Below are 12,344 nucleotides of genomic sequence, written 5' to 3'. Positions count from 1 at the left end.
CACCGCGGCGGTGAACCTGGAACACCCCAACGTCATCACCTCCACCGGGAAAACCAGGGGCGACCACGACACTTGGACCGCACGCGGGCAGGAGATCCGACGAGCCGCGGACGAACCCGCCGCCAGGACCACTTGTCCAACCGGGTGGCCGCCAGCTTCCTCTGCGCAATGAACTGGAGCAGGCCGCGGCACGGATCCCGCAGCACAACCGGTGGACGATCTATCTTCTGCAACCGGACTCCGAACCGTACAGGCGGTTTGCCGCCGAGTACTCCGTCGCGCGGCGATGAGCGCCTCACGGCGGGCTTGCTGGAATAGCTGGCAGCGCTGCACACAGTCGGCACCGACAAGTGGGCCCAGGATCAAGTACGTGCGGACGATCGAGTTCGGTCCTGATACTTCCCGGCCTGCGGATAGCCGTTGTCACGAGGCTGCCGTGGCGAGGATGGCGTCCCGGGAAGCGACGACCTGCTCGTGCAGTTGTGCCACGTCGACACCGACCAGCCGGCCATCGGACTTGCGGATCACGCCCGCGACCAGCACGGTCTCGATGTTGCGCGGGTCGGCGCCCAGCACGAGCGTGCCCACGGCGTCGTTGAGCGGCATGGTGTTGACGTCGGTGGCGTTGACGACCAGCAGGTCCGCTTGCTTGCCGGGCGTGAGCGAGCCGGTGATCGAGTCCAGCCCATTGGTGCGCGCGCCCTGCAGGGTGGCGAAATCGAGCACGTCGCGAGTGGTGATCCGGTTCGGAACGGCGTCGGTGCCGTATGCGCGGTTGACCGCCCGCATTCGCTGGATCGCGTGCAGCGCCCGCATCTGGGTGAACATGTCGCCGGCCAGCGCCACCTCCACGTCGATGCTGAGCCCCGGACGGACCCCGGCCGCCAGCGCCTCGTCGACGGCCGGGATCGCGGTCTCCAGGCCGATCTGGGCGTCGGAGGTCGGCGCGAGCGAGACGGTCGTGCCGGTGTCGCCGATCGCCCGCCACGCCTCCACCGTCAGCCCGGTGGCGTGGATCAGCGTGACGTGCGGGCCGAGCAACCCGTCCTTCGCCCAGTCCAAGATTGCCGCGGACGATGACATACCGAACACCGCGTCCACGCTGACGCCGATACCCAGCTCCCGGGCGAACGCCGCGAGCCGCGGCCCGTACGCATGCAGTGGCCCGGCGATCTCGCTGGTCGCGAGTGTGGCCAGCCGAACTGTGACCAGTCCGGAGGAGTGCGCCGCGTGCAGTCGCCGCACGTCCTGCGGCCATTGCTGGTCCCAGTCGCCGAAGTGCGGCGCCATCGAGGCGTGCACGCCTCGGATTCCGGTGTCCGCCAGTGCCTGGATCGCGGCGTCGGAGTGGGCGGCGCTGCGCGAGTTGTGCGAGAAGTCGAGCATCGTGGTGATGCCGGCGTCCAGCGCCGAGAGGGCCGCGAGGCGGGTCCCGACGTAGACGTCATGTGCCCGGTAGGCGGGCGCGATGCGGGCGAGGGTGCTCGTGACGTAGGCGCCGAGGTCGGTCACGTCGGGGATGCTGCGTCGCAACTGTGCCTGCCACGCGTGCCGGTGCGTGTCGACGAAGCCAGGGCTCACGATCCGGCCGGTGGTGTCGACGATTTCGGCGCCGCGGGCCTGGGGGTGGTCGCGCAGATCGGGCCCGACAGCCACGATGTGCTCGCCGCTGACCAGCACGTCACCCCGTGCCAGGTCGCCCAGCTCCGGGTCCATGGTGACGACGGCGCCGCCGGTGAACAGGATGTTCATGAGCGCTCCTGGGGTGCTCGATGAAGGATGTACCCGGCGTGGTGCAGCACGCCGTCGAGGAACTCGCCGTACGCCCAGAACCCCAGATCGTCGAGGTAGACGATGCGATTCCCGTCGATCCAGAAGCTGCCCTGGTAGGCGTGCGGGCGACCGCCGCGGGTCTCGTCGTAGCGGCCGTCGGGGGTGAGTTCCTGGTGCAGGAAGCCGGACTCGTCGATCCACATCCCGACATACGGGCTGTCGGCCGGGCGCCGCCGGGCAACCGGGACGGCCGACGAGGACGCGGTCGCCCGTGAGATCCCGTCGACCACTACCAGGACCGCGTGCTCCGGGCGCCAGATGACGTACTCCCAGGCGTTGCGGCCGTGGGTGTCGATCACTGCGAAGGTGGCCGGGCTTCCCGGCGCAAGGGTGCTGAGCCCGGCGATCGGGACGATACTCAGACCGCTGCAGTCGACCACGGTCGCGCCGTCGTCCCCGGCCGCGGTGTGCAAGCCCGGCCCGACGCCGGCGATCTTGTCGCCGGCCAGCATCAGGTCGGCGGTCTCGATGTCTCCGATGACGGGGTCCAGCGTGTGGATCGTCGCGTTGACGAACAGTAGCGGTCCAGCTGCGTCGTTCAGCGCGGCTCTGTCGATCTTCGGTGCGGCCATGCACTCACCATCGGCGCTGGGACCGGCCGCAACCAGTGCGGGGTTTTCCCGGGTGCGGCGCACCCTGGCTACCGGCGGTACCGGAATTTATCCTGGTCACATGCCTGAGACCGACCTGGGCAGGTTCCTCACCGCTCGCCGCGCGCGGTTGGTTCCCGAGGACGTCGGCCTCGTCTCGCACGGCCGGCGCCGGGTGCCGGGGCTGCGCCGGGAAGAGGTTGCCGTGCGTGCCGGGGTGAGTGCCGACTACTACGCGCGGCTCGAGCAGGGCCGGGAACGCGCCCCGTCCGCCTCGGTGCTGGACGGTGTCGCCCGTGCGCTCGATCTGGGCCCGGAGGCCCGTGAGCACCTGTTCCGTCTCGCCGACGTCCCGATCAGCGATCGGGAACCGTTGGAGGATCGCGTCGACGACGATCTGCGGCAACTGCTTGCCGAATGGCCGCACTTGCCCGCCGTCATCGTCAACCGGCGACTGGACCTGCTCGCCCGCAACGCGATCGCGGACGCGCTCTACTCGGACTTCGCCGATACGGACAACCTGGCCCGCATGACGTTCCTCGATCCGGCGGGCCGCACGTTCTTCGCGGCCTGGGACCGCGCGGCCGAAGCATGCGTAGCGCACCTACGACTGGCGCTCGGGTACTGCCCGGACGACCCGCTCACTCTCGCGCTGACCGAAGAACTAGCGGCGGCCGACGACGACTTCCGGTGGTTGTGGGGGCGGCACGACGTGCGGGGCAAGACGCACGAAGCCAAGCAATTCCGGCACAGTGCGGTGGGGGATCTGACACTGACCTACCGAACTTTCGACGTTCGCGGCGCGTCGGGCCAGCAACTGATCGTCTACCGGGCGGCGCCGAACAGCCGCGACGCGGACGCCGTTCGACTACTCGGCATGCTCGCATCAGCTCACCGAGCCGACGGCGTTGAACCTCGGCACTGGCCGCCGGTGCCCAGCAACTGGTCCGGTGGTGCGCCGACCATCACGTAGAGTCCAGGTCCGGGTCGTTGCCGGAACGGGCTGCGGCGGTGCAGATCTCGCTGAGTTGGTGCGAGGGGATCGCGTAGCGGTGGGAGGCTCGGCGGTGCGGTTTGGTGACCGCATGGGCGGGGTTGTCGGAGGGACGCCGGGCGCGGCGCGACGGCCGGAGAGACGAGAGGGGAACCTGGCACACGCGCCACGAAACGGCGCCGGTCCTACCGTGTCACCGGTGTCCTTTCCGCGTGCACGAGGACGTGCCACCCATGACACCGATCGGTGCACCTAAGCGGAACTCTTTCAAACCGTGAAGGTTTGAAAGAGGCCGCTTTGGTACGCCTAACCCAAACGCTTTCAAACACACCGCAACCCCTGGCGCGGCTGATCGCCAAACTTGGCAAATGGCCTGTCGACGCTGCTGGAACTCCACGCAAGAAGCTCGTCCACAAGCTGGCACCTCCACGGGCTGAGCGGCGATCGTACAAGCCAAACCGCAAGTTGCTGCCCGACGAGGTCGAGGCGTTGGTGGCGAAGTACCAAGCTGGTGCCTCGATCGCCGACCTGGCTCGTGAGTTCGGGATGCACACACAGACGGTGGATGCCCATCTGAAACGACAGGGTGTCGAGAAGCGAGGATCATACAAGCTCTCGCCCGATCAAGCCGACAAAGCGGTAAGGCTATACGCCGACGGATGGTCCACGATAGAAATCGCCAAAGAGTTCAGCATCTCAACTACCGCTGCACGACTGACCCTGATTCGCGCAGGCGTGACGCTGCGGAGTTCGCGGCAGGGCCGCAGACGTACGACACGGAACAGGAAAAAGAAGTAGTTCGGCCGTCACGGGCCTGTGGGATGCCCACCACCCCATTGCTACCAGATTGAGCGAGAGGAGGCCTGCGGCAAGGGTTGGACGACGGTGCGGATCGGCAACGAGTTTGGGTCCTCTCCGGGAAGCAGGAGCGCGACCGGCACTGGTAAAAGGAGAGGTTGATGAGGTTCTCCGGTCGAGCTCGGCCTAGGCTTTGCCCGACGGCGCCAACCCTTCTGGGGGACGTGGCTCTCGCTACGGACCGATCAACCGTGGCGTGCATTGCGTCCACGCCCTGTCGGAGTGCATGATTCTCAGTGTGGTCGACCTTGCGGCAAAGCATAAGTTTGAGTCAGCTCAGAGGATGATTCGGCTGACCTTCGAGTCTCTACGCTCAAAGGGGAATCCGGGTCTCGCGGACTATAACTATCGGCAGCTGATTGAGCACCTCCAGGTGCCAGAGCCGGTGCCCGATCCGAACGATTATCTTCCGCGTACACCTCCTGGGCTGTTCGGAAAAAAGAAGGCCATGGATGATGCCCGAAAGGGCTACGAAATCGCTGTCGCACAGCACAGGCATCGAGAGCAAGGCCGGCTGGCGCAGCTAGCCGCGACCAGGCGAGAATATAGTCTCTTCCAGCAACAAGAGCAAAAAGCAGCGGCTGAACGCGTTCAGGCGGAGATCGAGCAACAAGCCGCGCTGTGGCCGAAACACGCGGCTCTCGATCCCGACGTAAGGGCAATCTGGGGAATCATCCCTCAAGTTGAGGCGCATAATCAACGGATCGCCTCGAAAGTCGGTGCGCTGTCTGAGATCCTCATGCATGGACTCCGAAACGGCGCTGCCATCAATGATCATACTGCCGTCGCCGAGTACCAAGCCGGAATTCCGGATGGTATCGAGGCGTACTTCGGGCGTGTGCTGTCCAGCATCGCGCTACCCGTTGTCGCCAAGCAGCATCGTGTCGCATTCTCGACCGACTCTTCTCAATTGGTAGTGGAGTATCAGCTACCGACTGTCGGGGCTCTGGTTCCGGCGGCAAAATCGTTTCGCTACGTCAAGACCAGTAACACAATAGCCGAAACGGCTCGCCCGGCTTCGCAGATCAAGGCACTCTACGCGAACGCGATTGCGCAGATTACCCTCTTGTGCCTCGCGCGAATATTCGCCTATGACTCGCAAGGGCATGTGCAGTCGGTCGTTTTTAATGGCGTGGTCGACACTCTCGATCCGCGCACGGGGAAACCAGTGAGTCCGTGCCTGGTGACAGTGCGCGTCGATGTGGAAACATTCTCCGCCCTGGATCTGGAGAATGTCGAGCCGTCTGCATGTCTCAAGCATCTGTCAGCGGCCGTGTCGAAGAGCCCTACCGAGCTCGCACCCGTGCGCCCGGTGCTTGAATTCTCGATGGTTGATCCACGGTTCGTTGAGGAGGCAGATGTCATGTCGGGCCTGGACAGCCGGCCCAATCTTCTTGAACTGACGCCGACGGAATTTGAGTCACTCATCCAAAACCTGTTCACAAAGATGGGACTGGAAGCTCGTCAAACCCGGCCCTCGCGTGACGGTGGAGTGGACTGCGTCGCCTATGACACACGCCCAATACTCGGCGGAAAAGTGGTCATCCAGGCCAAGCGGTATAAGAATACGGTCGGGGTGTCGGCTGTTCGAGATCTATACGGCACGCTCCAGAACGAGGGCGCGTCGAAAGGGATCCTTGTCACAACGAGCGGCTACGGTGCAGCGTCATTTGAGTTTGCCAACAACAAGCCGATTGAGCTTATTGACGGTGCCAACCTGCTCTATCTACTTGAAGAGCATGCGGATATAAAAGCTCGGATTCAAGCGCCGGACGGGTGGCGTGACCCCGTTATCGACTGAGATATGAGGGTGTGTGGGTTTTGGGTAACGGCGAGTGGTAAATCGGTATCACAGATCTGGTGTCAGCTTGATCTGCGCCGCAGAGGATAGTTGCCTAATCCAGTCGCGGTGACGCCCCAGTTCTTTATCTACCTTGTTGTCGTGAGCTGCTCGTTCCTCGGCGATATCATTCAGCACTTCCGCAGCGATACCACCGATGGATTCGTCAAGCTGAATGAAGCGAGCGTCGACAGCGTCGAACCGCCGCTCAATGTCATCGGCATTGGCTTTCTTTGCGAGTTCGGTTTTTATGATTGCCACCTCATCTTTGACCGACGCGACCTCGGATGTCAGGGCTGCAAGATCAGTCTTTGCGGCCGTGACTTCAGCGTTCATGGATGCCAGCTCGCCGTGAACGGTTGAAAATCCGTCATGCATTTGCTTCAAGAGTGTATTGTATTGATCATCAGTCATGCTATTTTTAGTATAACTAAATTCGATTAACTGTTCAATGTTGCCCTACTGTTGTATGCTCGACATAGATGAGAAAGAGATTATCATGACCGAGCCTGACTCGAATGCAATGGATCCATTTTGTTTCGAGCTGGTTCCCGGTTTCCTTCACGAAATCTGTCGGGTTGATCTGTGTCGGGCGGAAGCAATCGGCCGTGACATATTTGACCGGACGGAATCCTTCGCTGCACTCGATCGCGACGCGCAGCAGGCCCTCAGCGCACCGTTCCTGGAGGAAGTAGCCTCCTACACACCAACCGAGGCGTCGCTGGCGCTGCGAGCAGCAGTGACGGTTGTTGTACGGAATAGCTTGCTCGAAACTGTTCATGCCGGTGACGGGCCTTTGAATGCCGGGGGTATCACTGGGCTGACGACACAAGCGGCTGCGCCGTTGTCGCACGTGCTGATGTCCAGACGGCAGCAGTCGGTGCCGCTGGATCGGCCGAACCACTTTGCCGAGCTGTCCGACCGTTACCCACGAGCCTGGGCGGCGCTCTCGGCTATCGCCCAGGCCGTAGCGGCCGGCGGTGGCCGAGTCGGCTACCACGCCCCGGACGCACCAGTGCCTGCCATGCCGGTGGCCGACGAAGTGGCCGAGGTGAACTGGTCGACCAGCAACGAGCGCGTCGTGGTGCAGAGCGCGATCGACGAAGCCCTGAATGCCCATCTTGTCGAACAGATCCGGATGGTCATCGAGCATCAGATGCCGATGTATGTACCCACCCTGAGCCGGTTTTCACGCAACATGGATCGGTTGCTGTACGTGATCGAACTGCTTCTGGCACATGATGTTCCGATCCTCACGACGAACTACTTGCTGCGATCGAGTGATGTATGGGTGCGCAAGGGCCGGCTGCTTGCGCCAGACAACGATGATGACGTCGTGGCTGGGCTCAAGAATCTCGACGGACTGTCCGGTAGCCATCGGAAGCTGGTGGCAGCGGTGCGAGAAGGACTGACGGCCTAGCATCGCCACGTCCTCGTGTTGGTTCACTGTCCGGTCGCACCACGAATTCGGCGTGATGCACATTCGTCGCCGTAGCAAGTTCAATGAGGTAGGGCTGCATCGGAGCAATCCACACGGTGGGAAGAGCGGCGTCGAACTGCCGTGCCGAGCTGTCGAGTACGAAGGTGCCACTGTCATCGGCTTCCTACGCTAGGTCAGCTTGTGCGACGACTGGGTAGTATGTCATTTCGCCGGACGCTGCTAGTCCTAATTGGCCTTGTGATCGAGGTGAAGACCATGACTGTCTGGATGCTGTGTCGTACCCCTGGGCGACCGATGTAGTCGAGCTTGGTGGTCGCACGTTCGACGTGGTGGACAGCGATCCGAATGGCTGCCGTAGCAGCTTCCAGCACGCGATCCGCCGGCTGGCCTGGCGGCCCGACTTCCAGATGCCGATCATCCTCGGCACCGATCGGTGCCGGCCGCCTACGATCGAGGTATTCGTTCTAGGTCCAGGGGCATCGTGATATGGATGGCGCTCACACGTCACCCTGCACTGTCATTTCGTCCGCTTCCGCGCGCGCCGGAGGGCGACCACCAAATAGACCGCGACGCCAGTGATCGGCACAATCCACCAGTATCCAGTGCTGCCGGGCGGTACTTTGTGATTCAGTCGCAAAAAGGCGAAGATGACCAACCCGAGGACGAATCCGCCGATGAACGGCGTTGCCTCATCGGCGGCGCTCCGATACCGTCTGTCACCAAATTTCAAGGCGGTGGTGAGGTCGATAACAAGACCGGCGATCGCGACGAATACAAAACTCCAGGCAATCGTCCTGCCGCTTCCAGCGGGAAAGCGTGCCTGTTGGTGAGGGTCGGACCCAATGACCGCGGCGCATTTCAAGATGGCGATGATGATTAACCATCCAACAGTAAGATAGAGGCAACGCCGCACGAAGTGTGTGAAGGCGGATCGGACGCCATCTTTGTTGTAGCTGGGTGGAGGGGTGAAAGGTGGCGATTGGTAGCTGCCAATAGCCTCGCCTGATTCTTCGAATCGCGTAAGCGCGCGGGAAACTCGATCACCGTAGTGTGAGACCGCGTAGTCGCCAGACCTGAACCAGGTTCGCTGCCTTCGGTCATCGCCATATGTCTCATTGCGAAGCTCATCCCATGCCTCGATATTGAGGGAATGAATGGTGAGCCTGTCCGAGGCAATTCCATGGGTAATTCCTTCGGTTTGCTCACGCCGGCCGCTATGGAGCGAGCCATCTTGTCCGAGGATTATAACCTCCGACATGTTCCAGCGCTCGTAGTCGTCTTCGCCGATGGTCGATGGTCGCTCATCGATGATCCAGCCACTCACGCTTTGCTCAGTGACGGGTGTTGCCAAACTGTGGTGTGTTGCAGCGACGCGCCGCGCGAGTTCATGGATCTTCTGTTCTGCTTCGGGTGTGATCGTCGCCCGGTAAGCCTCAGAGCTGACCATCGTCGTGATTCCTCATCATGCTAGGGAAATTAGATTCATATTTTTCCGGAGTCTAGGCAACCACGGGCTCGGGGGAATCTGTTTTTTTGACAACAGGGGTGATGGCAGGGAGCTTTTCAGCAAGGTGCTCCAGTTCCTCGAACAACCGCCTGTTGTCCTGAAACTCTCGTGTCTCCTGGATCCATACACCGTAGCGTTCCCAGGCACGGACTAATCGACTTCCGACGGTACGATCAACCACGGTCTGATCGAAGATGCCCAGGTTGACTCCCGCAGCGATATTCTCCAGGTAACCGAGGTAGGACCGCAGGTCCATGAACTCCTTGCGGGTGTGGTCGGATGCTTTCGTGAGAAAGTCCGGGTCGGCGTTGATTCTCGTGTACAGAGCATGCTGGCGCTCGATCGTGGTGCCGATGAAGTCGAGGGTGGCCCGCTGACGCTGGCGAATATTCTCCTCGATTGCTTCTTGGGTCCCGCGATTGAGCGCGCTGTGCGATTCCTTCACTTGATGTGCGAAGACTCGCACTTGCCAGATCAACCCACACACTGCGACAAGAAGGCCGGCGACGGCCAGGATCGTACCCATAGCCCGAGGATCAGTGCCGTGTCGATTGCTGTTACAGATCGCGGCGTGTCGCAAATAGCAACCGTTTGGTCGTGTCTTTTGGCCTGGCTACTTCACTATCTGAATGCAGAGTGCAGATTATCGCCATACAAACCGAGCCCTGCTTCATGGCGGAGCGTTCGTGCAGATATCGCGTCGATGCCGATCGAGCGAAGACGGTTGAGGTCTATGCTTGCACCAGATGATTCTGCTGTTCAGGGGGTTGCTGATGCAGCGAGACACACGGGCCGTAGACCCAGCCAATGAAGCGGTTGCCGTCTTCCTCGACTTCGAGAACCTCGTCCTGGGTGTGGGTGGCAGCGGCACGGGAGCACCGCCGATCCCGTCATCGGCGCTTCGCTGGCTGTGCCGTGGGTTCGGCAACGCGTCAGTGCGTCGGGCATACGCCGACTGGCGGGATGCGCGGTTCGGCGGCTACGAGCGAGCTCTTGCCGACAATGGCATTGACCTGGTGCAACTCGGGCGGTCCTCGCCCGGCAGCCACAAGAACGCTGCGGACATCCGCTTGGCGGTTGATGCTATGGAGACCCTGATCGTCCATGCCGACATCGGAGTGTTCGTACTGGTGACCGGCGACAGTGACTTCACCCCGCTGGTCCAGAAGTTGCGGGAGTTCGGCAAGCATGTGATTGGCGTCGGCGCCAGCGAGGCATCGACCAGTGACCGGCTGCTGTCGGTGTGTAGCGAGTACAAGTTCTGGGAGACGGTACTGCGTCAGGCCGAACCGACGCCGTCCAGCGCCGGCCGCGCTCCCGCACTTGGATCCACCGCCGGTCTGGAAAGCGCTCGACAGCTACTACTACGGGCGGTCTCACAGATCACAACCGACACGCCCACCGCCGGCACGATCAAGAACAAGATGCTGGCACTCGACCCAACCTTCGACGAGAACCGTCACGGCTTCACCAACTTTCGAGACTTCCTCGCCAAGGTGGGTGGGGCAAAGATCGTCGGACGCTCAGGTATGGACATCACTGTGTCGGTGCCGACGTCGTAAGAGTTCCGAATGAAGTAGCCGTCAGCTCTCGGTCGAGGGCGCCAGTAGGCCCTTCACCAGTTCACCTGGATCGACTTGTAGGCCCTGGGCGATCTTCAGGATGTTGTGCAGGCTGATGTTTCGTCGGCCGCGCTCGACTTGGCCGAGGTATGTCCAGTGCACCCCGCATGCTTCCGCAGCTCTCTCCTGATTGAGTCCGAGCTCGTTCCGACGAGCGACAACGCGCTCGCCGAAGACCCTGGTGGCGTCAGACAGAGGGGGCGCGGTAGTTGGCATGGTGATCCAAGCCCATACATCTCATGACAATGAGTCCAGAGACGATATATCCCATGACCTTGTATCTCAATACTATGAGTCCTAATATGAGGTCGCTCGGCCGCCCTGTTCTGGGCGTGAAGTACCCCTCTGACCTGGGGAAGACGTCAAAGGCCAGAGGGCTGTCACCCGGTAAGGAGGTGGCGTCATGGGAGGCGGAACTGGTAAGTGATCCCCGCGTCTTGACGACTGCGGATGTGTGGGTGGCGAGGTGTTCGAGTAGCGCGCCTCGCCACTTTCGTCTAGGCCGACTTCACCTAACTTGATACAATAGGTGCATCAAACCTGTATGAACGATGCACTGAACCGACTCCTTCGAACCAAGAAAATCCTCGCCGGATTGGTGCTGTTCGGGGTGGGCGTCGGGTTCATGGTTGTCGGCAAGTCGATCCCGGCGTTCGCGGGGTTGGGTTGGCTGGATGTGCTGCCGTGGAGTGAACTCGGCGCGATCCTGGTCGGCGCCGGCGTTTTTTCGATCTGGTTGGACGCCTACTTCGAGCGGGAGAAGCGCGAAGCTGACGACGAGCGCCTACGGCGGATGTTCGTCGACCAGGCGCCCGTCATGAAGGAAGCGGTCATCAAGGGGTTTGCCTTCGAGGACGAGGATCTGCGCCGCGTCGCGACACCTGAGTTGTTAGACAACATCATCGGTAGCAGCCTCGCGATGCGCCTCGGTGACAAGGAGTTCGCGAGAGAGCTCTACGCCGACATCCGGGACCAGGCCGTCAGCGCGGTCGAGCGGCGATACGACGCCAAGATCGTGATTCGCCTCAGCCACGAGCGCTCCGGTGCTGCGGATCGACCGAAGGCCGGCGTCAACGAGGCGTCTCCACTCGTCATCACGATCCGGCAGGAGTACACCACCGCACCGTCAAGCCCGATCCGCCGGTTCGTTTCGGTGTCGGATGTCGATGAGTACCGGGCGCTATCGCGGGATCCAGCCTCAACGTTTGTGTGGTACACCGGCCGAATGGGACGATCGACGGCGGGTCCAAAGATGCCTTCGAGTTGGTGCAGTTCACGGTGGACGGCGAGGAGCGGCCAATCCGGCGCAGCGTCCGGAAGGGTGCCCAGACCTACTCGGTGACTATCGAACAGCCGGCTGGAGAGGCGCCGAGGGAGCGCATCATCGCCTACGCCTACCGGCTCCGGCCATCGCGGCAGAACCGCCTACTGCAGCTGTATGTTGATCAGCCGACTCGCGGCCTGGACATCGAACTGGACTACAGCGACACCGATATCGCTTATGTGAACATGATCGACTTCGTCGCGAGCTCGCAGAAGGGCCTGACGATGCGCTCACCGGATAGGGGCTGCTGCACGGATAGGTGACAACCGAGTTGGCTTGCCGGGTGGCGAGCCTGAGAGGATGTCGCAGTGCCGAAGCCGTATCCGAAAGAGTTC

At 62.0% G+C, this 12,344-nt stretch carries 13 protein-coding genes; 7 read left to right on the top strand and 6 right to left on the bottom strand.

Annotation, left to right across the window (positions count from 1 at the left end):
• Positions 1-423: 423 nt before the first annotated feature.
• Both ACFYTQ_RS26115 and ACFYTQ_RS26110 read right to left on the bottom strand, forming a co-directional pair.
• On the bottom strand, positions 424-1,752 hold the full coding sequence (locus ACFYTQ_RS26115; RefSeq protein ID WP_387366234.1) for an amidohydrolase family protein: 1,329 nt from the start codon (positions 1,750-1,752) through the stop codon (positions 424-426).
• On the bottom strand, positions 1,749-2,405 hold the full coding sequence (locus ACFYTQ_RS26110; protein WP_387366231.1) for an Atu4866 domain-containing protein: 657 nt from the start codon (positions 2,403-2,405) through the stop codon (positions 1,749-1,751). Before ACFYTQ_RS26110 ends, ACFYTQ_RS26115 begins: the two co-directional genes overlap by 4 nt.
• A 100-nt stretch (positions 2,406-2,505) precedes the next feature.
• On the opposite strand from ACFYTQ_RS26110, the gene ACFYTQ_RS26105 reads away from it, so the two are divergent.
• The 3 genes from ACFYTQ_RS26105 (at position 2,506) to ACFYTQ_RS26095 (ending at position 6,076) form a co-directional block, all read left to right on the top strand.
• Positions 2,506-3,396, top strand: a complete 891-nt coding sequence (locus ACFYTQ_RS26105; protein ID WP_387366228.1) for a helix-turn-helix domain-containing protein — start codon at positions 2,506-2,508, stop codon at positions 3,394-3,396.
• 303 nt (positions 3,397-3,699) lie between these two features.
• On the top strand, positions 3,700-4,215 hold the full coding sequence (locus ACFYTQ_RS26100; protein WP_387366225.1) for a hypothetical protein: 516 nt from the start codon (positions 3,700-3,702) through the stop codon (positions 4,213-4,215).
• 343 nt (positions 4,216-4,558) lie between these two features.
• Complete coding sequence (locus ACFYTQ_RS26095; protein WP_387366222.1) at positions 4,559-6,076, top strand: restriction endonuclease; 1,518 nt, start codon at positions 4,559-4,561, stop codon at positions 6,074-6,076.
• 48 nt (positions 6,077-6,124) lie between these two features.
• On the opposite strand, the gene ACFYTQ_RS26090 is transcribed toward ACFYTQ_RS26095, so the two are convergent.
• Positions 6,125-6,529, bottom strand: coding sequence for a hypothetical protein (locus tag ACFYTQ_RS26090; protein WP_387366220.1), 405 nt, complete (start codon positions 6,527-6,529; stop codon positions 6,125-6,127).
• Between the two features lie 85 nt (positions 6,530-6,614).
• Here ACFYTQ_RS26090 and ACFYTQ_RS26085 point away from each other — a divergent pair, with 85 nt between their 5' ends.
• The gene (locus tag ACFYTQ_RS26085; protein ID WP_387366217.1) at positions 6,615-7,535 is read left to right on the top strand and encodes a hypothetical protein; all 921 of its coding nucleotides are present in this window, start codon (positions 6,615-6,617) and stop codon (positions 7,533-7,535) included.
• 538 nt (positions 7,536-8,073) lie between these two features.
• Here the strand turns inward: ACFYTQ_RS26085 and ACFYTQ_RS26080 are convergent.
• Complete coding sequence (locus ACFYTQ_RS26080) at positions 8,074-9,003, bottom strand: hypothetical protein (protein ID WP_387366214.1); 930 nt, start codon at positions 9,001-9,003, stop codon at positions 8,074-8,076.
• A 52-nt stretch (positions 9,004-9,055) separates the two neighbouring features.
• Positions 9,056-9,589, bottom strand: coding sequence for a DUF4760 domain-containing protein (locus tag ACFYTQ_RS26075; protein WP_387366211.1), 534 nt, complete (start codon positions 9,587-9,589; stop codon positions 9,056-9,058).
• A gap of 220 nt (positions 9,590-9,809) precedes the next feature.
• On the opposite strand from ACFYTQ_RS26075, the gene ACFYTQ_RS26070 reads away from it, so the two are divergent.
• A complete protein-coding gene (locus tag ACFYTQ_RS26070; protein ID WP_387366208.1) occupies positions 9,810-10,625 on the top strand; it encodes an NYN domain-containing protein in 816 nt (271 codons plus the stop codon).
• A 21-nt stretch (positions 10,626-10,646) separates the two neighbouring features.
• Here ACFYTQ_RS26070 and ACFYTQ_RS26065 read toward each other — a convergent pair whose 3' ends face one another.
• The gene (locus ACFYTQ_RS26065; RefSeq protein WP_387366206.1) at positions 10,647-10,901 is read right to left on the bottom strand and encodes a helix-turn-helix domain-containing protein; all 255 of its coding nucleotides are present in this window, start codon (positions 10,899-10,901) and stop codon (positions 10,647-10,649) included.
• Between the two features lie 328 nt (positions 10,902-11,229).
• On the opposite strand from ACFYTQ_RS26065, the gene ACFYTQ_RS26060 reads away from it, so the two are divergent.
• Together ACFYTQ_RS26060 and ACFYTQ_RS26055 are read left to right on the top strand one after the other, a co-directional pair.
• Positions 11,230-12,027 carry a hypothetical protein gene (locus ACFYTQ_RS26060; RefSeq protein WP_387366203.1) on the top strand — a complete coding sequence of 266 codons (798 nt, stop codon included), beginning with the start codon at positions 11,230-11,232 and terminating at the stop codon, positions 12,025-12,027.
• Positions 12,024-12,272 carry a hypothetical protein gene (locus tag ACFYTQ_RS26055; protein ID WP_387366201.1) on the top strand — a complete coding sequence of 83 codons (249 nt, stop codon included), beginning with the start codon at positions 12,024-12,026 and terminating at the stop codon, positions 12,270-12,272. The genes ACFYTQ_RS26060 and ACFYTQ_RS26055 overlap by 4 nt, the downstream gene beginning before the upstream one ends.
• Positions 12,273-12,344 lie beyond the last annotated feature (72 nt).

Origin of the sequence: Nocardia sp. NPDC004068 (assembly GCF_042874315.1) — a bacterium.
In the GTDB taxonomy this organism is placed as follows: Bacteria; Actinomycetota; Actinomycetes; order Mycobacteriales; family Mycobacteriaceae; genus Nocardia.
Note: the sequence above shows the minus strand (reverse complement) of the source record. Positions and strands in the feature narration are given on the sequence as shown.

Coding starts and splice junctions, on each gene's coding strand:
- ACFYTQ_RS26070 (WP_387366208.1), top strand. CDS start 9,810: ATGATTCTGCTGTTCAGGGGGTTGCTGATGCAGCGAGACACACGGGCC.
- ACFYTQ_RS26105 (WP_387366228.1), top strand. CDS start 2,506: ATGCCTGAGACCGACCTGGGCAGGTTCCTCACCGCTCGCCGCGCGCGG.
- ACFYTQ_RS26060 (WP_387366203.1), top strand. CDS start 11,230: ATGAACGATGCACTGAACCGACTCCTTCGAACCAAGAAAATCCTCGCC.
- ACFYTQ_RS26065 (WP_387366206.1), bottom strand. CDS start 10,901: ATGCCAACTACCGCGCCCCCTCTGTCTGACGCCACCAGGGTCTTCGGC.
- ACFYTQ_RS26080 (WP_387366214.1), bottom strand. CDS start 9,003: ATGGTCAGCTCTGAGGCTTACCGGGCGACGATCACACCCGAAGCAGAA.
- ACFYTQ_RS26115 (WP_387366234.1), bottom strand. CDS start 1,752: ATGAACATCCTGTTCACCGGCGGCGCCGTCGTCACCATGGACCCGGAG.
- ACFYTQ_RS26095 (WP_387366222.1), top strand. CDS start 4,559: ATGATTCGGCTGACCTTCGAGTCTCTACGCTCAAAGGGGAATCCGGGT.
- ACFYTQ_RS26090 (WP_387366220.1), bottom strand. CDS start 6,529: ATGACTGATGATCAATACAATACACTCTTGAAGCAAATGCATGACGGA.
- ACFYTQ_RS26085 (WP_387366217.1), top strand. CDS start 6,615: ATGACCGAGCCTGACTCGAATGCAATGGATCCATTTTGTTTCGAGCTG.
- ACFYTQ_RS26110 (WP_387366231.1), bottom strand. CDS start 2,405: ATGGCCGCACCGAAGATCGACAGAGCCGCGCTGAACGACGCAGCTGGA.
- ACFYTQ_RS26075 (WP_387366211.1), bottom strand. CDS start 9,589: ATGGGTACGATCCTGGCCGTCGCCGGCCTTCTTGTCGCAGTGTGTGGG.